This window comes from Cetobacterium sp. ZWU0022 (genome assembly GCF_000800875.1).
In the GTDB taxonomy this organism is placed as follows: domain Bacteria; phylum Fusobacteriota; class Fusobacteriia; order Fusobacteriales; family Fusobacteriaceae; genus Cetobacterium_A.
This window is the reverse complement of record NZ_JRJZ01000084.1, coordinates 35,977-62,605: the sequence shown is the minus strand read 5'-3', so window position 1 is coordinate 62,605 and position 26,629 is coordinate 35,977. Positions and strand designations below refer to the sequence as shown.

Sequence of the window (26,629 nt, the reverse complement as noted above, 5' to 3'; positions counted from 1 at the left end):
ATTCCTATTTTTTCTGAATAACATGACCTGACCCCCTTTAAAATATTCTTAACTACTAAAGTTTGATTGATTATAAACTATGAAAATTATTTTGTCAAACTTTTTTTTTTAGAAAATTTTTTCCTGAAAATACCTATGAGAAAACAATCACATATACCCTCAGGAAAAAAGCTGAGCGGGGGGGTGCTCAGCTCTTTTGTCAGACCCTTTTACTGCTGAATAAAAGAGTCTTTAGTGGGGGGATTTTTATTGGGAAATTAGTAGATGAATCCGTTGGAATGATTAGGGGGTCATTCCAACGATATATGTCAGTCGTAATATTATTACTAAACTGTCCCAGAAATTCCTTTAAATTTAATTTAAAAATTTTTGATTTATAAGGATTTCTATTACTTATAACTCCAATAAAATCTTTGCTATTTGGAAAAAATCTGACATAAGCAAAAACGTCAGGATGAGGTGAGAAAAATTTAATCTCACCCTCTTTTAAAACTTTCGATCCATCTCTTAAAAGAGAGATTTTTCGATACCATTTTAAAAGATCTTTATCCTCATTTCCCCAAGGATAGGTTCTTCTATTGTCAGGATCCTTTTCTCCTTCTAATCCAACTTCATCTCCATAATATATAACAGGAACTCCAGGAAGGGTAAATTGAATTAAGCTTAAAGATTTTAACATTCTAGTAGTAGCGGGATTATAATATTTAGGATCAATACTATAATTTTTAACAATTTCTTTGACAGAGGTCTTAATCCTTTTAACATCGTGACTTCCTAAAAGGTTATAAAGTGAGTAGTAATTCTCTCTAGGGTAATTTTCTTTTAAAGAGTTCATATATTTGCATAGAGTCTCACTATCAATAGAACCATTGTAAAAATTTAAAAGATAGGTTCTAAGTGGGTAGTTCATAACAGAGTCTAGTTGCTTTCCATTAAAATACTCTCGTCTTTGACCGTAGCTAATCTTATTGCTAGCATCTTCCCAAACCTCACCAATAATGACAGCCTCTGAATCAATACTTTTACATTTGTATCTAAAACTTTCAATAAAAAAACTAGGAAGTTCATCTGCAACATCAAGTCTCCAGCCTTTAATTCCAGTTTTCATCCAATGGCTTAAAACGCTATTTTCTCCCTGAACAATATATTTAAAAAAACTAGGTTCTAACTCATTCACACAGGGAAGATCCTTTATTCCCCACCAAGAGTCATAATCAAATGGATAGTTATGAAATCTGTACCAAGGATAAAAAGGAGAGGATATCGATTTTGTGGCCTCTTTAAAATATAAACTATTTTTACCAGTATGATTGAAAACTCCATCTAAAATAGTATAGATTCCATTTTTTTTACACTCTTTTATCATCTCTTTGAAATCTTTAAAAGTTCCAAGAATAGGATCTATTTGATGATAATTATTTGTATCGTATCTGTGGTTACTAGTAGCTTCAAATATTGGATTAAGATAAAGAGAACCAACATTTAAGCTTTTTAAATAATTTACTTTTTGAGTGACACCTTTTAGATTTCCTCCAAAAAAATCCCAACGAGCAATTTCATTTTTACTATTTTTTATATACATAGGAGTATCACTCCATTTAGCATATATAAAACTATTATCTTTAGGAGAGTTAATTTTTCCATCACGATTTCCATTAAAAAATCTATCTGGAAAAATTTGGTAAGCTATACTCTCTTTAAACCAGTTTGGAGAAGGATTATTTTTATAAAAAAGAGTTATTTGATAATCAAGAGGAGAGGTTTCATAAATCTCTCCAATACCTCCAAGAGCCAAAGGGTTATTTCCGTAATAAAAAATTGTATTATCGTTTCCAATTTTTAGTTTGAAATGATAAAAAATTGTTTTAGCGACACTAGGAGTTATAAAATTAAGAGACCAGACTTTATAGTCTCGGTCTCCAATTTTTTCAATCTCAGTTTGAGAAAATTCAAATTGAGATTCTGTATCATTTTTTAAAATTAGGGATACCTCTAAACAATTTATAGAAGTATCTGTTAAGATTTTAAATGCAACTTTTTCTCCAGAGGGAGTAGCACCAAAAGGTGATTTAAATTTTTCATCTTGAGAATTAAAAATTATAGAATCTTTAGGTAAAGAATATGAAAGACTATTCATCTCTTTTCACCCTCTTAATATGCCAGATGTCTTCGGCATATTTGTTGATGCTGTTATCAGAAGAAAATTTACCAGAATGAGCTATATTGACAAGAGACATTTGAAGCCATCCTTTTTTATTTTCATAGAGAGCATTTATTTGCTCTTGAGCTTTAACGTATGCTGAAAAATCTTTAAGCACAAAATAAGGGTCTCCTTCACCAAAGATATGGTTTAAAATATCTTTAAATTCATCATGGTTTTGAGAGAAAGTTCCATCTTTTAGTTGCCCTATGATTTTTTGTAGCGTTGGATTTGAATCAAGATACTCTCTAAAGTTGTAGCTGTGAGTTTTCTCTAAATCCATAACTTCAGTTGAAGTAAGTCCAAAGATGACCATATTATCGTCACCAACCTCATCGTAAATCTCTACGTTAGCACCATCTAAAGTGGCTAAAGTGATTGCACCATTCATCATAAATTTCATATTTCCAGTTCCAGAGGCTTCCTTAGAAGCTGTAGATATCTGCTCACTGACATCTCCTGCAGGGATTATAAGCTCAGCAATAGAGACACCGTAGTTTTCAAGGAAAACAACTTTAATTTTATTTCTGATACTAGAATCATTATTTACAACCTGAGCCACTGAAGTTATAAGTTTTATGATATTTTTAGCCAAATAATATGAGGGTGCTGCTTTAGCTCCAAAGAAAAATGTTCTAGGAACAATATCTAGTTCAGGGTTTTCTTTTAATTTATTATATAGATATATAATATGGAAAATATTTAGTAGTTGTCTTTTATACCCATGTAATCTTTTTATTTGAACATCAAAAATAGAAAACGGATTGATATCAACGTTATAATTTCTTTTAACAAATTTGACAACCTCTTCTTTATTTTTCAGCTTTATTTTATCTAATTTTTCTAAAACTTCATCATCATTTATACACTTTAAAAAATTGATAAATTTATTAGTGTCTTCAATACACTCAGGACCACTATTTTCAGTTACCAATTTATAGAGCTCAGGATTTGCATTTTTTAACCATCTTCTATGAGTGATTCCATTTGTTTTATTATTAAATTTTTCAGGATAAAGAAGATAGAAATCTCTCAATTCACGATTTTTTAAGATCTCTGTATGTATTTTAGCAACTCCATTTATAGAGTGAGAACCAATTATAGCTAGGTTCGCCATTCTAACTTCACCATAATTTATTATTTTCATAGAGTTGATTTTATTAGAATCACCATCATATTTTTTAGATACCTCTTCACAGAAACGTCTATCAATCTCTTCTATAATCATAAGGATTCTAGGAACAGTTTTTTTGAACATGTCATATGGCCATTTTTCCATTGCTTCTGCTAGGATAGTATGATTTGTATAAGCAAGAGTTTTAACCGTTATGTCCCAAGCTGTGTCCCAATCTAATCCTTCTTCATCAAGTAGTAATCTCATAAGTTCAGCAACAGCGATTGCTGGATGTGTATCATTTATATGTACTCCAATAAAATCAGGGAATCTATGAATAGGTTGTTTCATCTCTTTATATCTTCTTAAAATTGTTTGAAGTCCAGCACTCACAAAGAAATATTCCTGTTTTAAACGAAGAAGTTTTCCACTAAAACTTGAATCATCTGGATAAAGAACTTGTGATATAGCTTCAACAGCATATTTTTTATCTATATATTTTTGATAATCACCTTTTTGAAGTCCGCTCAAATCAATATCTTCATCTGGAAGCTCAGCACTAAAAAGTCTTAAAGTATTAACAATCTCTTTGTTAGAGCCAAGTATAGGCATATCATAAGGAACAGCTACAATTTCTTCACATCCAGAGTAGATAGGTTCAAGCCCTTCATGTGTTTTAGTAAGAATAACATTTCCACCAAATTTTACGATGACACTTTTTTCTGGTTTTTTAATCTCCCAAAGAAAATCCTCTTTTAACCAGTTATTTAAAAGCTCTTTCTGATAACCATTTACAATTTTTTGAGTGAAAAGTCCATGCTTAAATCTAATACCACATCCGTGACCAGGAAATCCTAATGAAGCCAAAGAATCCATGAAACAAGCTGCAAGTCTTCCAAGTCCCCCGTTTCCAAGAGCTGGGTCTGGTTCAAGAGCAAGAAGCTCATTTAAATCAATGCCTAAATCCTTAAGACCATCTTCGACAGTTTCTCTAATATCTAAATTTAAGAGATATGTGTTTAAAAGTCTTCCAATCAAAAATTCCATAGAGAAGTAATAAATCTGTTTAACCTCTTTTTTAGTATAATAAGCGTTAGTTTCAGCCCAAGTTTCAGATAGATAATCTCTGATAAGTTTTCCTAGAGCTAAGTATTTGTGTTCAGGTGAAGCCTCTGTAGGTGTTTGAGCAAAGGTAAGTATAAGTCTTTTTTTATAATCCTCTTTAAATTGGTTTTTATTTAAATTCATAAAAGACCTCCATAAAGTGCTTTGTATTTTTTAGCAGATTCCTTCCATTCTGAGTTATACTTCATAGCTGATCTCATTAGAGCTGTCCATGATTTTTTATCTTCATAGAAAATTTTGGCAGCATATTCCATTTTAAATAGCATATCGTGAGCATTATAGTTTTGGAAAACAAAACCAGTACCACCAAGTGTTGCTGGATTAAAATTAGAAACTGTATCTTTAAGACCACCTGTTTCTCTAACTAAAGGTATCGTTCCATATCTCATTGCAATAAGTTGACCAATACCACAAGGTTCAAAAAGAGATGGCATTAAAAAGAGATCACAAGCTCCATAAATTTTTCTAGCTAACTCATCACTGAAAGTTATATTAGCAGATAATTTTTCAGGATGAGTATATGAATAGTAATTAAATAGATCTTGGTATTGTGTGTCACCAGTTCCAAGAACTACAAATTGTAGATTGATATTTAAGATATCATCCATAACCCATTTTATAAGATCAAGACCTTTTTGGCTAACTAAACGAGAAACTAAGCCAACCATAAAGACATTTTCATTTACAGGTAATCCCAATCTTTTTTGTAGTTCAGTTTTATTTACAATTTTCTTTTTTAAATTAGTAAGGCCAAATTTCTCATAAAGTTTATCATCTTTTCTAGGATCATAAAGCGAGTAATCAATACCATTAACAATACCGTGAACTTTACTTCCAAGTTCAACAATAAGGCCGTTTAGCTTCTCACCATAGAAAGGGTATGTGATCTCTTTAGAATAGTTTTCACTTACAGTTGTAACTAGGTCAGAGTATATAAGTCCACCTTTCATGAATGAGACCCCATCATAAAATTTAAGTTTATCCTCTGAATAGTATGAGAAATCAAGTCCTAAAAGTTCTCCTAAAATATCTTTAGAGAAGATACCTTGATATTTCAAATTATGTATAGTAAAAACAGTTTTTGTATCTTTTAATAGTTCATTTTCACTGTAGAAAGCTTTTAGTAATACTGGAATCATTCCTGTATGCCAATCGTTACAGTGAATAACATCAGGGATAAAGTTAGGGATATATTTAATAGCTTCTAAAACTCCTCTACAATAAAAAGAGAAAATCTCACCATCATCATAGTGTCCATATGGCACGTGTCTTTTGAAATAATATTCATTATCTAGAAAGTAGAAATCAACACCATCATATTCCAAATGGAAGAGTCCAGCGTATTGATTTCTCCAACCAACAGGAACTGTAAAAGAACCTAAAAAGTCCATTTTTTCGACGAACTCTTTAGGGATATTTCCATTTTTAGGAAGTATAACTTTAGCATTAACACCAACTTTTTTAAGGGCTTTAGGGAGTGCAAGAGACACATCCCCAAGCCCACCAACTTTTAAAAATGGATCAGCTTCCGAAGTAGCAAAAAGTAGATTTATATTTTTCATATTCTTTCCTCCTTTTGCAGATTAAAACTTATATTTTTTTTGAATAACAAGAGGATAGAAAGGATTACCTTCTAAATCTGTATTCTCTAAAACAACGTTTTTATCAACAATAACATTTTTCAAATGAGTACCAGATTTTATAGTACAATTTTGAAGAATTATAGAATTTTCAACAACAGCACCTTTTTCAACATTTACATATCTAGAAAGGATACTATTGACAACAGTTCCCTCTATAAAACATTCGTTTGAAATAATAGAGTTCTTAACAATTGATTCACTTAGATAGTGAGTAGGGATTGAATCTTTTACCTTACTAAAAATAGGTCTATTTTCATTGAAGAACAGCTCTTTTAAAGTAGCAGAGTTAATTAAATCCATATTAGTTCTAAAGTAGTTAGCTAGCGAGTTAAGACAAGAAAGATATTCTTTATGCTCAAATCCCATTATTTTTAAATTGTTTTTACTTCTATAAATAATATCTTTTAACGATAAATCTCTACTAGGTTTCGATAGAATTAAAGACATTAGTAAAGATTTTTTTATTAAAAATATCTCTGTAGATATATTTTGATTTTTCTTAGGTAGATAGTTTGCAAACGCTCTATTTAGATAATTTTTCTCATTGAACTCTAAGATATCACATCCTAAAAAGTTTTCGTTTGGTTCAGCAATATTTTTGTATATAACCGTGATATCACTGTCAGAAAGTTCGTGAAACTCAATTGCCTTGTCTAAATCTATATTAGCTACCATATAAGTTGGCGCGATTACAACCATTCCATCTTTACTATTTAAAAGATCTTCAAAACTATCGATAAGTAGTTCTGTATCAGTTGTAAAATCTCCAGTATGTATAGTTAAACCACCATTTTTTCTATTTAATCCCCAAGATTTAGAAACATCAAGATGATTTCTTAAAGAACGACAGTTTTTATTTGTAAGTACATGAATATTTTTAATACCAGCATTTTTCATATATGAAAGAGGAAAATCGATAGCACGATACTTACCAGCAATAGCAACTGTTGCGATTCCTCTATGTTGTGTAAGAGCCTTTAAAAGTTCTCTACTTTCGAAAGCAGTTATAATTCCAGTATAGTTTGATAACATTATTCATCCCCCCCAGTAACAAATAGAATCTCATCTTTTCTTCCGTATTTTTTACCCTCTTCAGTTATCGCTTTTTCGCCTAAAATAATTCTATTTATATAGCTATCTTTTTTTATTACAGCTCCGGCTAAAACGACACTATTATGAACCTTAGCCCCTTCTTCTACAACGACTTCGGCAGATAAAACTGAATTTATAACTTCTCCTTTAATAATACACCCTTCAGATATAATTGAGTTTGTAATAACAGCATCCTCTTCTAAAAGATGACCTGGCTTGTTAGTTGCTTGAGAGTATATTCTCCAATTTCTATCAAAAAGATCAATCGGATGTGAAGCATCTAAAAGGTCCATGTTTGAGGCCCATAAACTTTCGATAGTTCCAACATCTTTCCAGTATCCAGCAAAAGGATAAGCCATAAGTTTTTGTCCTTCGCTTAAAAGTTTAGGAATTATATTTTTACCAAAATCCTTATCAGATTTTTTATCTAATTGATCCTCTCTCAAAGCTTTCTTTAGAAGAGGCCAACTGAATATATATATTCCCATGCTCGCTAAAGTACTTTTAGGAACTTTGGGTTTTTCTTCAAACTCATAGATTTCACCAGCTTCAGTTGTATTCATAATACCAAAACGAGAAGCTTCATCAATAGGAACATCAATAACAGCTACAGTAGCTCCTGCGCCTTTAGAGATATGGAAATCTAGCATTTTATCATAATCCATTTTATAGATATGATCTCCGGATAAGATAAGAACATACTCAGGATCATACATATCAATATAGTTTTCATTTTGGAAAATAGCATCAGCAGTTCCCTTATACCAACGATTTTCAGATTCTGTTGAATAAGGAGGTAAAATACTAACTCCAGCTCCTTCAATATCCAAATCCCATGGGCTTCCAACCCCAATATGTCTGTTTAAAAGGAATGGTTTATACTGAACTAAAACCCCAACAGTATCAATTCCAGAGTTAACACAGTTACTTAAAGGAAAATCTATAATTCTGTATTTTCCTCCAAATGGAACAGCTGGTTTAGCAACATCTTTTGTTAACTTTTTAAGTCTGCTTCCCTGCCCCCCAGCTAAAATCATAGCAATCATTTTCTTTTTCATAGTTTAAATCCCCCTTTTTTTAAATATTGGTTTTAAAAATAGTGTACAAAGTGGAGCTATGTTTATAGAAATAGAGAATGGTTGTTCATCCAACTCTCTATTTATCGGTTTAATTATACTGGGATTTGTTTGATTTCCTCCCCCGAAAATATCTTTATCGCTATTAAAAACTTCCATGTATTCAGCCATCCTAGGAACTCCAATGGAATGATTGATATATTCATTTTTAGTAAAGTTACAAATTACTAAAATAAAATCATCTGGATTATCCCCTTTTCTAATAAAGGAGATGAGCTTTTGTGTATGGTTTTTATGATTGACCCATTCAAATCCATCAGAAGAAGAGTCTTTTTCCCAAAGAGCAGGTTCAGATTTGTAAAATTCATTTAATTTACTGATATAAGTTTTAACAGAATCGTGTTGTGGATATTTTAAAAGTTTCCATTCGAGTTCGTCATAGTATCTCCATTCAATAAATTGTCCGAATTCTCCACCCATGAAAAGAAGTTTTTTTCCAGGGTGACCTATCATAAAGCCATAAAACATTCTAAGAGAATCAAATTTTTGAATGTAATCACCACTCATCTTATCAAGGAGTGATTTTTTTCCATGAACAACTTCATCATGAGATAAAGCTAATACATAGTTTTCGCTAAAAGAATACATAAGTGAAAAAGTTAAAAGGTTGTGATGTTTATCTCTTTCACAAGGTGAATAAGACATGTATCTAAGCATATCATTCATCCAGCCCATATTCCATTTATAGTTAAATCCAAGTCCACCCTTGTAGCTTGGGGCGGTAACTAGTGGCCAAGAGGTAGCCTCTTCAGCAATCATTAATGGGTTTTTGTAGAGTTTGAAAATTGTTTCGTTGAGTGTTCTTAAAAAATCAATAGCTTCTAGCTTAGCGTCTCCACCAAGAGCATTTTTTAGGCCAGTTTTTTCACGGGCATACTCTAAGTATAAAAGATTTGAGACAGCATCAGCTCTAATTCCATCAATATGAAAATGTTCGAATAAAAATGTTGCACTTGATAATAAAAAGTTTTTTACAAAGGGTTTAGTAAAGTCAAAGTTAGCAGTTCCCCAAATAGGATTTTCCCCCAAAATATTGTGATCATACTCAAAAAGAGGTGTTCCATCGAATCTATATAATCCATGGGCATCTTTACAGAAATGTCCAGGGACCCAGTCTAGAATTACCCCAATTCCAGCTTTATGACATTCGTTAACTAGATGTTTAAAGTCTTCAGGAGTACCGTATCTACTTGTAATAGAAAAGTATCCAACTCCTTGATAGCCCCAAGAGGCATCTAATGGATGCTCGGTAAGAGGCATTATTTCAATATGTGTAAAACCTGTTTCCAAAATATAAGGAACAAGTTTTTCTGCAATCTCTCGATAATTTAGAAACTCTCGACCATCTTCAGGTCCATCCCCACGATTGTAGTTTCTTTTCCAAGAACCAAGATGAAGTTCATATATACTAATTGGTTTTTTGTATATATTCTCTTTGGCTCTTTTATTTAACCATTCGCTATCCTCCCAATCGAAGTCTTTGAATGGGTTATAGACAATAGAAGCAGTATTAGGTCTAACTTCAGAATAAAAAGCAAAAGGGTCACTTTTTAAAAAGATTTTTTTATTGCTATCGGCAATCATATACTTATAGATTGTTCCTTCTTTTAAATAAGGAATAAAAAGAGACCAGACTCCAGTTTTATCATCTTTTGTCATATAGTTTTTTTTCCCATTCCAATCGTTAAAAGTACCTACAACTGAGACCTTAGTTGCATTTGGTGCCCATAAAGTAAAGAGAACTCCAGTTGCTCCATTTATTTTTTTTATATGAGCTCCGAATTTTTTATAAAGAGTATAATCCATAGAAATCCCCCCCTTTTTAAATTGAATCTATTATAATACATTCTTTTGCAAAAAGATATATGTTTTCTGAAAAAAAATAAAACTTTTTTTCAAAAATTGAAAAATAAAAAAATAAAAAAACTATATAAAAAATAGCAATTGTGGTATAGTTTTTTTAGAAAAAAATGGGGGGGATAAATAATGAGAAAGTATTTAATAGCTCTGTATTTTATTGGGGTTTCAGCTTTGTCTCAAAGTGTGGATATGAAAAGAATAGCGTTGACTTTTGATGATGGACCTAAGATTAAGGTTACAGAACAAATATTGGACGTCTTAAAAGAGAACGAGGCAAAAGGGACATTTTTTATTGTGGGTGTAAATGGAAAGAGGTATCCGGAAATTTTAAAAAAGATTTATAACGATGGACATCAGATAGCCAATCACTCATATAATCATCCAAATTTTAAAAAAATATCAATTGAAGATGTAAAAAAAGAATTAGAGGATACAAATAAAATTATACAGAAAACAACAGGTGAGAGTGTAAAATATTTTAGACCTCCATATGGATCGCTCGCAAAATCGCAGAAAGAGGAAGTGAGAAAAAATCTAGGAATGATCTCTGTTATGTGGAATATTTGTCCTCAAGATTGGGAGAAAAAATTTGATTCAGAATATATCGCAAAGTTTTTAGTAGAAAATGCAAGGGATAAAGGAGTTATTTTACTTCATGACTATGAAAAAACAGGCGAAGCTCTAAAAATTGCGATTCCTATATTAAAGCGTAATGGGTATGAGTTTGTAACGATTGATGAACTATATAAAAGATAAATGAGAAAGATAAAAAATAAAAACATTTACTTTTTGATAGAAACGTAGTATAATAATACTAGATTAATAATATGAGTTTTAAAATTTTTAGAAGAGAAACCATTGGTAACTTGAGTTTGTTTAACCTCTGATTTAAAGATTAAGATTTGTAGAATTATAAAAAATAATTATGGAGGTATCAAATGAAAGGTACAGTTAAATGGTTCAACGAAGAAAAAGGATTCGGATTTATCACTGGTGAGGACGGGAAAGATGTATTCGCACACTTCTCTCAAATCAAGAAAGATGGATTCAAGAAGTTAGTAGAAGGAGAAGAAGTTACTTTTGACGTAGTTCAAGGTGACAGAGGACCTCAAGCTTCTAACATCGTAACTGTAAAGTAATGATATTTAAGGACCTTAGAATTTAGTTCTAAGGTCTTTTTGTTTTTTGTAAAAATATAAAATATTTACTTTTTATTTAATAAAAGGTATAATTTATAGGCTATACAAGCAAAATAAATCGAAGGAGAGAAAAAGATGGACAGTTATCCCAAACGCAATGTGAAAAATAACAATTTAATATTCGTTTGTAGAGGAAAGGTCTAGAATTTTTCTTCGTTTTTCCTCTGCAAAAAACAAGGAGGAAAGATGTTTGAAACAAAAGTAAAAGAACTTCTATTAAAAAAGGATTTAAAATCTTTAAAGGAGGTTCTAAATTGTGAAACTCCGATTAATATTGCTGAATTTATTGAGAATAACGATGAAAATGAAAAGGATATGATTATTCTTTTTAGATTGTTACACAAGGATATTGCAGCAGAGGTATTTGCAAATTTAGATACCGATGAGCAAATTAAAATTGTGAGTTCAATAAATGATGATAAGTTACAATCACTATTAGAAGAGTTATACTTCGATGATATGATTGACTTTTTAGAGGAGATGCCTTCAAATGTTGTAAAAAGAGTGCTTGAGAACTACAAGCATGAAAATCGTTCTTTGATTAATCAATTCCTATCTTATGAGGAGGATTCAGCAGGAAGTTTGATGACTATAGAATATCTATCTTTGAAAAGTAATTGTACTGTAAAAGATAGTATTAAACATATTAGAAAATACGCTGAAGAACTTGAAACGATAGATGTAGCTTATGTTATAGATAGCTATAAAAGATTAGAAGGACAGATAACCTTAAAAAAACTGTTATCATCTCATGATGATGAAATGATTGAAGATATTATGGATAAGAGTGTTTTATCTGTAAAAACATCGACAAATCAAGAAAATGCAGTTACTTTGTTTAAGAAATATGATTTGACAGTTTTACCAGTAATAGATAAAGAAAATATTTTAGTAGGAATTATAACAATCGATGATATGGTTGATGTAATAGAAGAGGAAAATACAGAAGATTTCCAAAAGATGGCTGCAATGGCGCCGAGTAAAGAGGAGTATTTAGAAACTCCAATATTTGATTTAGCTAAAAATCGTTTAACTTGGTTACTTGTATTAATGGTGTCAGCTACATTCACAGGATCTATAATAAGTAAATATGAAGAGATAATTGAGCAGATGGTTGTATTAGCAGCAGCAATTCCGATGTTAATGGATACGGGTGGAAATGCAGGATCTCAATCATCAACTCTTATTATAAGAGGAATGGCTTTAGGAGAGATAAAAATAAATGATTATTTAAAAGTTGTATGGAAGGAGTTAAGAGTTAGTCTAATTGTTGGTTTAGGATTAGGTGCAGTGAACTTCTTACGGATGAATTTTATATTGAAGCAAGATTTGAAAATGTCACTACTAGTTTCAGTAACTTTAGGTGTAACTGTAGTTATAGCAAAACTTGTAGGTGGACTTTTACCAATAGGTGCTAAAAAGTTAAACTTAGATCCAGCGATAATGGCAGGACCTCTAGTAACGACAATTGTAGATGCATTAGCATTAGTTATTTACTTCTATTTAGCGATGACACTTTATAGTGATGTATTGAGATAAAAAAAATAAATTAAATATTGACAAAATAATAAAAATGTTTCATAATGCATTATAAAAAATTAAATATTAGTTCACCTTTACAAATGAGCCTAAGGCCGACGGCAAAGATGTTGTAATCCTGTGAACAAAAATATTGTGACGCTGCCATAACAATATTGTGAAATTTTGTTATTTTTTATTAGTTATTAAAGCGTACTTTTGTACGCTTTTTTTTATTTAAAATATAAGGAGGAGGATAGTGGTAATCAATACTTTTAAATTCGGATTTTATTCTTTTGTAGGAATTTGGCTTTTCTTGGTACCGATGGTAATTGGAGGAGAGTCAGGGATGTTGTTAGGACACATCAAGAGTCATATAGTAGAAAGGTATGATGATATAGTGAAAATAGTGACAGCAGGATTCGCTGTGGTCACAATCTTTGGAACTATCTTAGGAATGAAAAGAAAAACTTTTAATGATAAAGTTTTAGACGGATTTTTTATAAGTAGTAAATTTGTTGCTGGAATAAGAATATTAGGGGCTTTAACTCTAATTTTAATAACATATAATTTTTTACCAGAAAGTTTGAGTAGAGTTGTTGCAGATGAAGCAACGGGACTTATGATGATAGATGAGTTATTGCCAACAATATTAGTAACATTTTTTTTAGAGGTTATGCTTATACCACTACTGACTTCTTTTGGGTTGGTTGAATTTATAGGAACTTTGATAGCCCCTTATATGAGAAAATTATTTAAAGTTCCAGGCTATGCAGCAATTGATGCTTTAGCATCATTTGTTGGAGATGGAACGATAGGAATTGTAGTAACAGATCAACAATATGAAAAAGGATACTATACACAAAAAGAAGCAGCTATTATAGCAACATCATTCTCGTTAGTTGGAATTTCATTCGCAATAATGATGGCGGATTTGCTTAGATTATCACATATTTTTGGATATTTTTATGGAACAATAATAGTATGTACAATTTTAACTGGTGTTGTGATATCTAGAATGCCTTTGAAAAAATTTAAAGATAGGTATTATAGAGAGGGAGAAGCTCCAGATGAGAGAGATACAAGTATGAATTATGCTATCAGATTAGCTTCGGATGTAGCTGGAAAAACGAAAGCTACGAAAGTTTTAAGAGATTCTTTTATAAAAGTATTAACGATATATGTGACGTTTACTCCTGTAATAATGCTTGTAGGAACAATTGGTTTAGTACTAGCTGATAAAACAAACTTCTTTCAAATAGTTACAGCGCCGATGGTTCCATTTTTAGAATTCATAGGCTTTGAAAGAGAGATAGCTCAATACATGGCTCCTTCTATGATAATAGGAATAACTGATATGTGGTTACCGGCTGTCTTTATAAAGGATTGTCCAAGTGAATTGGCTAGATTTGTTATTGGAGGATTAACTTTTTCACAGTTGATATATTTTAGTGAAACAGGAATTATTCTTATGAATTCAAAAATTGGATTTAATTTTTTTGATGTTATGAAAATCTTCTTTTTAAGAAGTATAGTTGCATTTCCGATGATATATGCAGCAGGATTATTTATGTTGAAGATAGGATTGTTAGTAAATTAGAGTTTAAAAATCTAAAATATAAAAATAGAGGAAATCTTCCCTTTATTTAGAAGTAGAATAAAGCTATAAAAATAACTTTTTACATAAAGGGAGGAATTTATGAAAAAAATATTGTTTTTTTTAACTTTAATTTTAGGAAGTTTAACATTTTCTCAAAGTCAACCTTTGATAGTTGGAATGGAACTGGCTTATCCACCATTTGAGATGTCAAATGAGGAGGGAAGACCAACAGGAATAAGTGTAGATATGGCTTATGCCTTAGGTGAATATTTAGGAAGAGATGTAATCATAGAAGATATGGCTTATGGAGGGCTGATTCCAGCTTTGAAAACAAAAAAAATAGATATAATCATCTCTTCAATGTCAGTAACAGAGGAGAGAAAGCAATCTGTTAACTTTTCAAAGCCATATGCTAAAAGCTATTTAGCAATGTTAGTAAATAATAAATCTGGGATAACAAAAGCGAGTGATTTAAATATAAAAGGGAAAAAAGTTGCTGTAAAAAAAGGTACGAGTGGACATACTGTAGCTCAAAAATATTTCCCAAATGCAGAGATTATGGTTTTTGACAAAGAGAGTGCAATTATATTGGAAGTTTCTCAAGGTAAAGTTGATGCTTTTATATATGACCCTCTTACAATTTATAAAAATTGGTCAAGAAATCAAGAGACAACAACACCTTTATTAGAGCAGTTTGAAACAGAATCTCAACCGTGGGCAATAGCCTATAGAAAAGGTGAAGAGGATTTAGGAGCTCAAATAGATGAGTTTATAGTAGAGTATAAAAATAGTGGAAAGTTTAATGAGTTAGCTGACAAATATTTAGGTGAGGAGAGAGCTTTCTTTAAAGAGAAAAATGTCCCTTTCTTCTTTGATTAGGAGATGGTATGAGTATACTAAAAACTATATTTTTTAAACCTGAAAAAGAAGCAGAAAATTTATTCGTGAAATGGTTCAATATAATTTTAGTGACTATATTAGTTTTAGGAATTTTTCATTTTGCATTTAGTAGTATCGATTATCCGTATAATTGGAAGGGGATAATTGAAAAATATAGATATAAATTCCTTTTAGGATTTAAAATGACATTAGTAATCTCTGTATTTTCATTGGTTTCTAGCTTTTTAATTGGAACACTTTTAGTTTTGGGTCAAAGAGGGAGATTTTTGCCGACATATTATTTTGCAAAAGGATTTACAGAGATGATAAGGGGAACTCCTTTAATCGTTCAGATATATCTTTTCTACTATGTAATAGGAACAGCTTTTGGTATAAATAATAGATATGTTATGGGAATTTTAATAATGGGAGTTTTCTCGGGAGCATATGTTTGTGAAATTCTCAGAGGTGGAATTGAAAGTATAGATAAGAGTCAGCTAGAAACAGCAAAAGCGCTAGCTTTTACAAAGGCTCAAACATACAGATATATAATTTTACCACAGGTAATCAAAAGAGTGATGCCACCATTGGCGGGACAATTTGCAAGTTTGATAAAGGATTCTTCTTTATTGTCTATAATTGCTGTGAATGAGTTTACTAAAAATGTTCAAGAGGTTGATTCATTGACATTTTCACCTATAGAAAATTACTGTATTTTAGCAGTAGGATATCTTATATTGACATATCCTATATCTCATCTTTCGAAGTATTTAGAGAGGAGGTATAACTATGGAAATTAAGATAGAAAAACTATCTAAAGCTTTTGGAAATCAGATTGTACTGAATAAACTTGATTTAGATTTAAAATCAATTCACTCTTTGGTTATAATAGGCCCGTCTGGGGGAGGGAAATCAACACTTCTTAGAATATTAGCTGGATTAGAGTCCCTAGATAGTGGAAGAATAATTTTGAATGGAGAAGTTATTCCTGAGACAGAGGAGAGCCTTCATGAGTATAGAAAGGGGATTGGTGTTGTATTTCAAGCGTTTAATCTTTTTCCTCATCTAACAGCACTTGATAACATTTTGTTGCCGTTAGAAAAAGTTCATAAGATAAATTCAACTGAGGCAGAGGATCGTGCGTTAAGACTACTTAAAAGATTTGGACTTTTTGAACATAGAGATAAGTACCCCCACCAACTTTCGGGAGGGCAACAGCAAAGAGTTGCAATTGTTAGAGCGATGGCTTTAAAACCAAAAGTTTTATTGTTAGATGAACCCACATCAGCTTTAGACCCAGCTTTAACAAAGGAGATTTTAGAAGCTATAAAAGAGCTGAGAAAAGATCAAAAGGATATGGTTTTAGTAACTCACGAGATGGAGTTTGCCAGAGGAGTAGCAGATTATGTAATCTTTGTGAGTGAAGGAAGAGTTGTTGAGATGGGACTTCCAGATTCAATTTTTCATAATCCAAAAACAGAAGAACTTCAAGAATTTTTAAAAGCGTAGAATATAAAAAGCATAGTTTTACTATGCTTTTTTCATATACTAAATAACAATAGGAGAGAAAATGAGAATATATAATAAAGAGCAGATTTTACAATTCTTAAAAAATTCAGTGACAGCGGGAAGTGTTTCAATTTTAATATCATTTTTTGCTCATTTGATGGTAGAGAAAAAAATAATACTAATAACGATAACTCTAAGTTCTATAAAAATATTTTTTAGTATTTTACCACTAGTATTTTTGAGGCAAAGGAATTTTTTATTTAAAGATGGTCCTTTAAAAGCGACAGTTTTAATCTTATATTATTTAATTTTAGTACCAATAATTAACTTTTCCTTAGGTTTAAATGAAAACGATAGTTTAAAATATTTTTTCTATTTTCTATCTTTCTTAAATGTGATACTATTAATACTGTCTCATGTGATTTTACTAAAATATGTAGTTACTGATTTTTTAAGGAGAAGAAGAAGAGTAGTAGCTTCAGATGTAATTGTTGTAATTACAACATATATAACTATAGCGATAAGTTTTGGATTATTATTTACTATTCTAACTCTATTTAGTGATAAACCAGTATTTAATGGTATAGATCGTAGTTTAGGGGCTTTTCATTTTTACTTTAAACATATCTATTTTAGTTTTATTACAATCACGACAATAGGATATGGGGATGTCTATCCTCTAACAGCATTATCACAATTTCTTGTAGTGGTTGAGATAATAACAGGACTTATACTTACAAATGTGATTCTTGGACTGGTTATTGGTTCTGGAATTTTGACATCTAAAGAACAATAAGGAGAGAAATAATGAAGGTTTTGAAAAAAATAGTACTATTTTTTCTAATTAGCTTATCTATTTTTGCTTCTCATTCACCTAATAGAGTTAACTCTAAAGAAGCGAAGGTAAAAGAGATTGAAAGGCAGATTGAAGAATTAGAATTAAAGAGAAAGAATTTAGAAAATCTAAAGGCCACATTTTTGAAAAGTAATGATGAGAATAGGCCCAAAGTTGGATTGGTATTGAGTGGAGGAGGAGCGAAGGGTGCTGCCCATATAGGAGTGCTAAGAGTTCTTGAAAAGTATCAGATACCGGTTGACTATGTAGTAGGAACAAGTGCTGGAAGTATAATTGCAGCTATGTATTCAGTAGGATATACTCCAGATGAGATAGAAAAAACAGTTACTGATTTACAATTTTATGAACTATTTAGAAATGCATCTAATAGAGATTTAGAAGGGATTGTTCAAAAAACTCAATCGAATAAATATCCTCTTACAATTTCATTGAATGAAGATTTCAATTTGTCTCTTCCAATGGGAGTTTTAAATGGAGAGTATATCTATTTAGAGTTGAAAAAAATATTTGCAAGAGCAGAGGGAACAAAAAATTTCGAAGAGTTTCCAATTCCATTTAGAGCGATGACGACAAATCTACAAACAGGAGAGTCTGTAGCTATAGATAGTGGAGATTTAGCTTTAGCAACATTGAAAAGTATGGCTATACCAACATTTTTAGATCCTATAAGAGATGGGGGTAACTACTATGTTGATGGTGGAGTTGCAGATAACTTCCCAGTGATACAAGCTATAAATATGGGAGCAGATGTTGTTATAGGTGTTGATATAGCAGCGGATCCAATAGTTATAAGCGATAATTCAAATATAGTTCAAATACTTGATAAATTATCAAGTTATATGGGAACTGAAAAAACTCAAACTCAAGCACATCTTCCAGACATCTTGATAACACCAGATGTTAAAAAACATAGTACTTTAAACTTTGACAATCTATCGACTTTAGTCCAAGAGGGAGAGATAGCAGCTGAAAGCTTAGATTACGCACTTGTGAAATTAACTGATGAAGCAGAGTTTGATAAAGTGAAAAAAGAGAAAGAAAGTTTTGCTAAAAAAGAGTTTATAATAAAGGATATAAAAATATCAGGAAATAACCTTCTAACAGAAAAAGAGATTCAGAAATTAAAACCTGTTGACGGAGAGATGACAGTTCAAGATTTGAATCTATGGGTTGAGAAGATATATGCTAAAAGCTACGTGGATAGAGTCTTTTATAATGTAGAGGGTGAAACTTTAAATTTAACAGTAAAAGAAAGAATGGATACAAAATTAAAAGCGGGAGTATTTTATATTTCCAATTATGGTGCTGGATTAGAAGCAGTGGCAGAAGTGCCTGTATTTAATAAATTCAATCTATCGCAGAAGAATTATACATTAAAAACAGAGTTTTCTAAATATCCAAAAATTTCATTAACAGATATGACACAGTATGATTTCTTGAATCATAAGTTAATCGTTTCGGTAGATTTAGGTTATGGATTAAACCCTATATTCTTATATCGTGATGGAGATAACGTATCGACATATAGAAACGATACATTTACAACAAACTTGTCAGTAGGAACAACGATATTTAACAATATAATAGCTGGATATACTTTAGGATTTAAAAATATGGATACATACTATGATTCTGGAGAAAAAATCCAGAATTTCTCAGAGTTTAAAAAAGATGGAAGTTATATATCAAATACATTCAGCTTCTACTTTGATACGATGAATCAAGCAGAGTATGCGACAACTGGTTCTAATGGATTGTTACAGCTATTCTCAGAATCAAATACAAAATCAGGTGAAACTTACGAAGGATATTCGGCTATGGCAACAAAGTATTTCAGCTTAAGTAAAAATTGGTCACTAAATACTGGAGTTCGTGGTGGACAGATGTATAACTCTGAAAATACACCGTTATCTGAACTATTTAGTATAGGTGGTTTAAGAAATAATCCTATGGGAAGAAGTTATTCATTTGTAGGATTGCCTATAGGAGCAGTTTATACAGATAACTTCTTTATGGGATCAGCTGGACTGCAATACACAATAGTCCCTAATCTATATTTAAACTTTAACTATAATGTAGGAACATATAATTATAGTTCAGGATTTGAAACTAAAAATGATATCTGGGATAGAAGCGAACAAGGGTATGGAGTTGGAATTGGTTGGGACACATTCCTTGGACCAATGGATTTCTCGGTATCAAATGATGTTTTAAATGGTGGAACACTATTCCAAGTTCATATAGGATATGTGTTTTAAAAAATGAAAAAGTCAGAGTTAAATGCTCTGACTTTTCTATTTAGATAAGACTATATTTTTGAAATTTTTATCAGTTTACTTCTAAAATCTCCAAGATTTTCTAAACTTTTAGGGTTATGTGCATCTAATCCAACTTTTCTAAATTTAATTCCAGAACTCATAAGTTCATCACCGTAGAAAACTTTTCCTAAGATATCTTCGTTTTCTATAGAGTATTTAAAATCAGGATTTAATCCAGCAGCAAAAGCAGAATCAAAACCAGGATTTGGAATAGAGAGAACTCTATAAACTCCTAAGATAGCTTCAGATTGATCTTTACTCACCATAGCCCAAGATATATTTTGAAACTCATCTTCAAAAGGAGATTCTATTCTATAAAATGTCCCAAATTGTAGAAGTTCTCTATTTTCTTTAAAGAAAATAATCTGTTTTTTAACCTCTTCCATCTCTGTTGGAGTTATTTCATTCAGATCTAATTCATAACCGAAAGCACCAAAGAAAGCGACATGTGCTCTTGTATTGATAGAAGTTATTCTACCAGTTTGATGGTTAGGAACAGCCGAAACATGTGCTCCCATAGCTGAGATAGGGTAAGCTACAGAGGTACCATATTGAATTTTAAGTCTTTCAACAGCATCAGTATTATCACTTGTCCAAATTTGTGGCATATAGTAAAGCATTCCAGGATCAAATCTATTTCCACCTCCAGCACAAGATTCAAAAAGTATTTCAGGGAAAGTTGTAGTGATTTTTTCCATAAGTTTATAAACACCTAAAATATATCTATGGGCTGTTTCTCCTTGTCTTTTGCTTTCTAAAACACCAGACCAAACATCAGTCATATTTCTATTCATATCCCATTTAATGTATGAGATTCTAGAATTCTTGAGAATGTTAGATATTTTTTCAAATAGGTATTCTACAACCTCATCTCTACCTAAATCTAAGGTAAGTTGATTTCTACTTAAAGTAGGCTTTCTATTTTGGATAGAAAGAGCCCATTCAGGATGAGTTCTATATAAATCACTATCTGGATTTACCATTTCAGGTTCAAACCAAAGTCCAAATTTTAAACCAAGCTCTTCAACTTTTTTAGAAAGACCCTCTACTCCACTTTCTAATTTATCAAGATTGCTCCACCAATCACCAAGCCCAGCGGTATCTCCATTTCTAGAACCAAACCATCCATCATCTAAAACAAATAATTCAACCCCTAACTCTTTTGCTTTTTTAGCTATTTGTAAGATTTTTTCTTCATTGAAATCGAAGTATGTTGCTTCCCAGTTGTTGATAAGAATTGGTCTAGCTTTATGTTGCCATTCACCTCTAATAAGGTGGTTTTGATAGAACTTATGATAGTTTTGACTCATCTTATTTAATCCAGAATCAGAGTAACACATAACGACTTCTGGAGCGGTGAAGCTTTCCCCTTTCTCTAAAATCCAAGAGAAGTTAAAAGGATTTATTCCCATGTTTAATCTAATATGATTATAATGATCTTTTTCTACTCCAGCAACAAAGTTACCACTATAAACAAGGTTAACTCCAATATATTCACCTTTGAATTCATCGGCTCCATTTTCTTTTAAAGCTATAAAAGGGTTGTTGTTAGAGCTACTTGCGCCTCTTTTACTATCAATAGTAATTTTATTTTGATTTATGGTGTTAGTGACAATATTTCTTTCTCTAGCCCAAGCTCCAGAAAGATGTAGAAGTTCATATTTTTTCTGATCTATATCCATACTGAAACTTAAAAATCTTTCTAAAGTTAAATCATCATCGCCATTATTTGTGATACTAGAACTTCTAGTTATAATAGGAAAATCCCTATATATAGAGTAAGTTAAAACAATCTCAGAGCTTAAAAGTTCATCTCGAAGAGTGATTTTTAAAGTTTTAACTGCATTTTTTTCTGAAATATATGTATGAGGAAGCCCATTTAAAGAGGGTTTTTCATCTAGAATCTCATATTTAGAAAATTTGAAATTAGTGACTCTACTTCCATTTTTTTGTAGAACAACATAAGCTGGTTCTTTATAATCTCCTGTTCCAAAAGATGGAAACTCTTGTTTTAAGCTATCTAATGCAAATCCAGATACACCATCAATCTGTTCTGGAGTATAAGGAACTTGGTGTTCAAAAATTTGAAGCATATTTGAAAAATCATCTTTATGATGTAATCTTTTTCCAAAATAAAGATGACCAAGATCTCCATTGTCTAAAACTTTTAAAATATAACTGATAGAATCATTTTGTAAATGAAACTCAGAATTAGAATTAACATATATATTCATTGTAGTTGCTCCTATTTATTTTTTAGTTTATCAAAATCCTCTTTCATTTTTTTAGAGGCTTCTTCGACAGTAAGTTGACCAGAGATTATACCAGCTCCAATAGAGCAAAGAGTTTCCCAAGCTCCACTAGGTAGATACTCTCTATCAAAGAATCCAACATATTGATATTTATCTCCTAAATCATAGCTACTTTCAAACTCTCCAAGGTCACTTTTAGCATTTGTAAGACCAGTTGGCAAAACGTTAGCTGTTGCCATTTTAGAGATATTTTCAGGCTTAGCAAGATAGTCTAAAAAATCTAGAGCTTCTTTTTTATTTGGAGAATCTTTCCAAACACCAAGAGCCATTCTTTCACCTGTTATAAAGTATGATTTTTGATCTCTCTCTTTTGTTGGTAATGCAATAAAATCCATTCTTGCATCTGGATTATAAGTTAAACCTTCTCTAATCATTGATGTCCCAAAGAAAAGAAAAGCCGCTTTTCCAGTTCCAAGGGCTCTAGCTGCATCATTTCCAGTCAGTGCATCTTTATTAATATATCCATTATCTTTTAAAGTTTTTATAAATTCACCTGTGATATTCCAAGCTTTTTCATCAAATACTCCATTTTTTAGATTTTCTCCTTGAGGATTTTCGTTTGTTAAAATAATCAATCCAGGTGCAATCCAATCATATATATTTCCGATAGAAGCGGAATCTTTACCACCTAAATAGATGGGAGTGACACCAGTATTTTTTATTTTTTCTAAAGCGAGAAGAAAATCATCAGTTGTTTTAATAGCTTTAGGGTCAACTCCAGCTTTTTCTAGAACATCAAGATTATATGGTAACCCAACAATATCTATATCTAAAGGTAGAACATAAAACTTTTCGTTCATATCAGTGATAACAGGTTTTATAGCAGGACTTACATATTGTGCCCACTCTCTATCATTAAGAGGTTCTAAATATTCTTTGTATCTGTTAATAGACCAACCATGAGTTCCAAAAATATCAGGCAAAGAATTTGTAGCCATTTTAGTTTTCATAGTTTCTTCATAGTCAGAGCTTCCAGGAATAAAATCGATTTTAATCTCTGGATTAGCTTTCGTATACTCATCAATAATCTCTTGAAGAGCTACAGAAGAGGGCTCTTGAGCATGAGAATTACTTGTGATAACTAAAGTTTTTTGAGGTGTATCATCAGATTTATTACAACTTAAAAACAAACCTGAAAGAGCTAAAGATAAAATAATTTTTTTCATAGATAATGTCTCCTTTTTTATTTGATTGAACCACTTGTCATTCCAGCAATAAAGTATCTTTGTAAGAAAATATATAAAGTAACTATTGGTAAAACTGCTATTATCGCTCCAGCTGCAGCCGCTCCTAAGTTAGAAGATGAGTGACTGAAAAATGAAGAGATAGCTAAAGTTACTACCTTCATTTTAGGTGATTGAAGCAGATAAACTGAGAATTGATAGTCATTCCAAATTCCAACTCCAGTTAAAATAACTACTGTTGCAGTTATAGGTTTTAAAAGGGGAAAGATTATTGTATAAAAAGTTTTAAATTGACTACATCCATCAATCATTGCAGCTTCCTCTAGCTCTCTAGGTATTGTGTGTATAAAATTACTGTATAGGAAAATACTTAGAGGCAGATTGAATGTTGTTAGTGTTAAAATAATTCCCCAGTAAGTGTTTACACCATGAATTTTTGTCATGATTGTCAATAGTGGCACTAAAATACTTAGAGGTGGTACCATCATAACTGCTAAGATTAGATTTAAAACAATTTTATTAGTCATAGTTTTATGACGAGCTAATGGATAAGCAGCCATAGCTCCAAGCAAAGTTATCAAGGCGATTGAAAGCGCTGTTATAAAGAAACTGTTTCTCATAGCTAATAAAAGCTCTGCTTTTTCAAAAGCGAAAGAGAAGTTTTCAAAGAAAAACTCTTTTGGTAAAAACCATCTCGAGCTTAAATCACTCTTCTTTTTTAATGAAACAGTTAAAGATATATAGATGGGGATTAGATGTATGAATCCCAATATGAAAACTAAAAGACTAAAACCTATTTTTTTAAGATTTTTTTTCACTACAGCTCACCCTCTTTTACAGTAAATCTCTTTTGAATAATAATAGTTACAGAAACTATGAAAATAAACAGAACAAGTCCCATTGATGAGGCATATCCAGCCATTTGTGATCTAAAATATGAAACATTTATAAGTGTTGATAAAGAGTTCGAAGCATATCCTGGCCCTCCATTTGTTAAAGCCTTTATTGTGTCAAATAGTTTCAATCCGCCGATAAGGTTTAGAGTAAAACTAGTTATGATAGCTGGCTTTAAAAGAGGCAGAGTAATATATCTAAATTGTTGAATGCTACTTGCTCCATCAATATTTGCAGCTTCATAGTAAGATTTTGAAATAGATTGAAGCCCAGCTAAGTATATAATCATTGAAACACCACAATATTGAAGAGTGTTCACAGCAACAATAATCCAAACACCATAAGATGGATTTCCAAGCCAATCTTTAGGATCTAGATTAAAGAAAAGAAGAATATCATTTAATGCTCCATCGCTATATTGGAATATAAAGTACCACATGTAACCCATTATAAGACCAGAAATTAAAACCGGTAGGTATATTATAGCTCTAAGTAGATTTCTTCCTTTAAAATCTCTATTCAATAGAAGAGCATAACTAAGACCTAAAAATTGTTGAAAAAGTGTACTTCCTAATCCGTAGATAAGAGTATTTTTAAAGGCTATATAGAAATTAGCATCTAAAAATAGTCTTTTATAGTTATTGAAACCAATATAGTTAAAATTTTGAGAAAATCCATTCCAATCAGTAAAGGAAATTCTTATTCCATGTAGAAATGGGTAGAAAACAATTCCTATAAAAAGAGCCATAGCCGGCCAATACATGTAGTTAATTGTTTTTAAATTTTTTAAGCTCATAATATTCTCCTTTGAATTTTCTTTATTTTCTTACTTCGTGAAAGCGTTTTCATAAAAATATAAAAAAATATAATTGTTCACTTAAAGTTTATAAAGTCATTTATATCACATAAAGTTTAAAAATTCAACAATCATTTTATTTTTTTAAATAAAAATTATAATTAGGTATTGATTTTACAAGAGGTTATAGACAAAAATAAATTTGAAAAATAAAAATTGTTGAAAAAATAAAATTTTAGTAATATAATAAAAACAAATTTTGAAATAGGTATACGATTTCATGAAAAAGGGAGTTGTTTCATGGTAAAGATGAAAGATGTTGCTTTTAGAGCACAAGTGTCACAGGCGACAGTCTCTAGAGTAATAAATGGAACTAGTTATGTAGAGCCTCAAACAAGACAGAAAGTTTTAGAGGTTATAGCAGAGTTAGGGTATAAAGGAAATAGTGCTGCAAAATCTCTTTCAAGTAGAAAGAGCTCAATAATAATGGTAATTTTACCAGATATAGTAAATCCATATTTTTCAGAGATGCTGAGTGTCATAGAGGATGAAGCTTATCAAAGTGGATTTGAGGTTATGTTTATGAATAGTCAAGGTAATACACATAAAGAAAAAAAATTAGTAGAAAATTCGTTAAAATATAACCCAGCAGGAGTTTTAATCTCACCTTTAGACGGAGATATTGCTTATTTGAAAAAATTCTCTGAAGCAGGAATTCCTGTAGTTACAATTTCAACCCTAACAGAAAGTTTTTCTGGAGTTGCTATAGATCATAGAGTTGGAGGAGAGCTATTAGCTAAACATTTTGGGAGTTTAGGTCATATAGATATAGGTTATATAGGAAATAAAGATGAGAAATTTGAAGGATTTAAAGATGGATTACAAAGTTTAAACATCCCTTTGAAAAATAAAAACTGTATAGAGTTTTATAATTACTCGTCTGGGAATTTAAAAGAGTTAGTTTTTGAAACTATGGAGAAACATTTAAAAGAAAATGGAGAATTTAAATTTAGTGCAATATTCACAGGAAATGATATAGTGGCTATGGAGGTTATTAACTTCTTTAGAGAGAAAGGTATAAAAGTACCTGAGGATATTGCAGTAGCTGGATTTGATAATATAAGTTTTACAAACTATTTATCAATAACAACGGTAGCACAGCCAGTTAGAGAGATTGGATTTTTAGCTTTTGAAAAATTGATAAATGAGATGAAATCAGGAGTTAGAGATTGTAAACATACAAAGATATTACCAAGATTGATTCCTAGAGATACAACTGTAAAAAAGATAGTTTAGTAAAAATTAAAGATAAGAGAATTCTTATCTTTATATTTTAAAATCAAATGTAAACGTTTTCATATTTTCTTAATAAATTTCATAAATATTAAAATAAA

20 protein-coding genes are annotated in these 26,629 nt (G+C 31.0%); 10 read left to right on the top strand and 10 right to left on the bottom strand.

Translation table 11 applies throughout. The annotated features are described in order from the left end of the window. Window positions 1–199: 199 nt before the first annotated feature. Genes L988_RS07185 through glgB form a run of 6 tightly spaced genes read right to left on the bottom strand, consistent with a single transcriptional unit; the run spans window position 200 to window position 10,116 of the window. Window positions 200–2,137: a glycoside hydrolase family 13 protein gene (locus tag L988_RS07185; protein ID WP_052191744.1), complete on the bottom strand. Its 1,938-nt coding sequence runs from the start codon at window positions 2,135–2,137 to the stop codon at window positions 200–202. Next, window positions 2,130–4,562, bottom strand: coding sequence for a glycogen/starch/alpha-glucan phosphorylase (locus tag L988_RS07180; protein WP_047382942.1), 2,433 nt, complete (start codon window positions 4,560–4,562; stop codon window positions 2,130–2,132). Before L988_RS07180 ends, L988_RS07185 begins: the two co-directional genes overlap by 8 nt. Further along, window positions 4,559–6,001 (bottom strand): glycogen synthase GlgA, encoded by a 1,443-nt coding sequence (glgA, locus tag L988_RS07175; RefSeq protein ID WP_197053953.1) that lies wholly within the window; start codon window positions 5,999–6,001, stop codon window positions 4,559–4,561. Before glgA ends, L988_RS07180 begins: the two co-directional genes overlap by 4 nt. 21 nt (window positions 6,002–6,022) lie before the next feature. After that, window positions 6,023–7,114: a glucose-1-phosphate adenylyltransferase subunit GlgD gene (gene glgD / locus L988_RS07170; RefSeq protein WP_047382940.1), complete on the bottom strand. Its 1,092-nt coding sequence runs from the start codon at window positions 7,112–7,114 to the stop codon at window positions 6,023–6,025. Continuing rightward, the gene (locus L988_RS07165; RefSeq protein WP_047382939.1) at window positions 7,114–8,232 is read right to left on the bottom strand and encodes a glucose-1-phosphate adenylyltransferase; all 1,119 of its coding nucleotides are present in this window, start codon (window positions 8,230–8,232) and stop codon (window positions 7,114–7,116) included. Before L988_RS07165 ends, glgD begins: the two co-directional genes overlap by 1 nt. Window positions 8,233–8,235: 3 nt before the next feature. Further along, entirely contained in the window at window positions 8,236–10,116 is a 1,881-nt protein-coding gene (glgB, locus tag L988_RS07160) for a 1,4-alpha-glucan branching protein GlgB (RefSeq protein WP_052191743.1), read from the bottom strand. A gap of 180 nt (window positions 10,117–10,296) precedes the next feature. Here glgB and L988_RS07155 point away from each other — a divergent pair, with 180 nt between their 5' ends. From L988_RS07155 to L988_RS07115, 9 genes are all read left to right on the top strand, one after another. Beyond that, window positions 10,297–10,926, top strand: coding sequence for a polysaccharide deacetylase family protein (locus L988_RS07155; protein WP_047382937.1), 630 nt, complete (start codon window positions 10,297–10,299; stop codon window positions 10,924–10,926). A 182-nt stretch (window positions 10,927–11,108) separates the two neighbouring features. After that, window positions 11,109–11,309, top strand: coding sequence for a cold-shock protein (locus tag L988_RS07150; protein WP_047382936.1), 201 nt, complete (start codon window positions 11,109–11,111; stop codon window positions 11,307–11,309). 246 nt (window positions 11,310–11,555) lie between these two features. Beyond that, complete coding sequence (mgtE, locus tag L988_RS07145; RefSeq protein ID WP_047382934.1) at window positions 11,556–12,908, top strand: magnesium transporter; 1,353 nt, start codon at window positions 11,556–11,558, stop codon at window positions 12,906–12,908. A gap of 238 nt (window positions 12,909–13,146) precedes the next feature. Then, window positions 13,147–14,487: a YjiH family protein gene (locus L988_RS07140; protein WP_047382931.1), complete on the top strand. Its 1,341-nt coding sequence runs from the start codon at window positions 13,147–13,149 to the stop codon at window positions 14,485–14,487. A 99-nt stretch (window positions 14,488–14,586) separates the two neighbouring features. Beyond that, the gene (locus tag L988_RS07135; RefSeq protein ID WP_047382929.1) at window positions 14,587–15,366 is read left to right on the top strand and encodes a transporter substrate-binding domain-containing protein; all 780 of its coding nucleotides are present in this window, start codon (window positions 14,587–14,589) and stop codon (window positions 15,364–15,366) included. A gap of 8 nt (window positions 15,367–15,374) precedes the next feature. After that, on the top strand, window positions 15,375–16,166 hold the full coding sequence (locus L988_RS07130) for an amino acid ABC transporter permease (protein WP_047382928.1): 792 nt from the start codon (window positions 15,375–15,377) through the stop codon (window positions 16,164–16,166). After that, window positions 16,156–16,875: an amino acid ABC transporter ATP-binding protein gene (locus L988_RS07125; RefSeq protein ID WP_047382926.1), complete on the top strand. Its 720-nt coding sequence runs from the start codon at window positions 16,156–16,158 to the stop codon at window positions 16,873–16,875. The genes L988_RS07130 and L988_RS07125 overlap by 11 nt, the downstream gene beginning before the upstream one ends. Window positions 16,876–16,936: 61 nt before the next feature. Further along, the gene (locus L988_RS07120) at window positions 16,937–17,671 is read left to right on the top strand and encodes a potassium channel family protein (RefSeq protein ID WP_052191742.1); all 735 of its coding nucleotides are present in this window, start codon (window positions 16,937–16,939) and stop codon (window positions 17,669–17,671) included. Between the two features lie 11 nt (window positions 17,672–17,682). Beyond that, a complete protein-coding gene (locus L988_RS07115; protein WP_047382925.1) occupies window positions 17,683–19,989 on the top strand; it encodes a patatin-like phospholipase family protein in 2,307 nt (768 codons plus the stop codon). Window positions 19,990–20,039: 50 nt separating this feature from the next. Here L988_RS07115 and L988_RS07110 read toward each other — a convergent pair whose 3' ends face one another. The 4 genes from L988_RS07110 to L988_RS07095 are packed head-to-tail and all read right to left on the bottom strand — an operon-like array spanning window position 20,040 to window position 25,235. Next, entirely contained in the window at window positions 20,040–22,283 is a 2,244-nt protein-coding gene (locus L988_RS07110; protein ID WP_047382923.1) for an alpha-galactosidase, read from the bottom strand. An 11-nt stretch (window positions 22,284–22,294) separates the two neighbouring features. Continuing rightward, complete coding sequence (locus L988_RS07105) at window positions 22,295–23,527, bottom strand: ABC transporter substrate-binding protein (protein ID WP_047382921.1); 1,233 nt, start codon at window positions 23,525–23,527, stop codon at window positions 22,295–22,297. Window positions 23,528–23,544: 17 nt separating this feature from the next. Further along, window positions 23,545–24,363 (bottom strand): carbohydrate ABC transporter permease, encoded by an 819-nt coding sequence (locus tag L988_RS07100; protein ID WP_047382919.1) that lies wholly within the window; start codon window positions 24,361–24,363, stop codon window positions 23,545–23,547. Continuing rightward, a complete protein-coding gene (locus L988_RS07095; protein ID WP_047382918.1) occupies window positions 24,363–25,235 on the bottom strand; it encodes a carbohydrate ABC transporter permease in 873 nt (290 codons plus the stop codon). Before L988_RS07095 ends, L988_RS07100 begins: the two co-directional genes overlap by 1 nt. Before the next feature lie 300 nt (window positions 25,236–25,535). On the opposite strand from L988_RS07095, the gene L988_RS07090 reads away from it, so the two are divergent. After that, entirely contained in the window at window positions 25,536–26,531 is a 996-nt protein-coding gene (locus tag L988_RS07090; RefSeq protein WP_047382917.1) for a LacI family DNA-binding transcriptional regulator, read from the top strand. The last annotated feature ends 98 nt before the right edge of the window (window positions 26,532–26,629 follow it).